This window comes from Mesorhizobium sp. M7D.F.Ca.US.004.03.1.1, from assembly GCF_003998635.1.
GTDB lineage: Bacteria > Pseudomonadota > Alphaproteobacteria > Rhizobiales > Rhizobiaceae > Mesorhizobium > Mesorhizobium loti.
This window is the reverse complement of record NZ_RZQG01001866.1, coordinates 1-398: the sequence shown is the minus strand read 5'-3', so window position 1 is coordinate 398 and position 398 is coordinate 1. Positions and strand designations below refer to the sequence as shown.

The window sequence follows — 398 nt, the reverse complement described above, 5'->3', positions numbered from 1 at the left end:
ACATTGACGCTGGCGGCAATCTGGTAGGGTACTTGCCTGGCATCGACAATGAGCTTGCCCCCCTGGCGTCCGGTTCCCATAGCGATACGGTGCCATCGGGCGGGCGCTTTGATGGCGCGTTGGGTGTGATCGCCGCGCTCGAGGCTATCAATGCTTTGAAAGACGCTGGCCATCGCCTGCGACACCCATTCGAGGTTATCGACTTTCTAGCTGAGGAGCCTAACAAATACGGCCTTTCGTGCGTTGGAAGTCGTGCCATGGCAGGCGAGCTCTCGCAAGAGAACCTCTCCTTTATCGCAGCCGATGGCTCAACGCTGGCAGAGGGAATCCATCGCATGGGAGGAGAGCCGGCCAAGCTTTCTGGGCCGCTGCGCAGTCATGGCGATATGGCGGGGTTT

1 protein-coding gene is annotated in these 398 nt (G+C 59.5%); it reads left to right on the top strand.

Features of this window, described 5'->3' with window-relative positions; all coding sequences use genetic code 11:
- Positions 1–2 precede the first annotated feature (2 nt).
- The coding region (locus EN935_RS40435) for a M20/M25/M40 family metallo-hydrolase (protein ID WP_348629935.1) at positions 3–398 on the top strand (396 nt) is incomplete at its 3' end.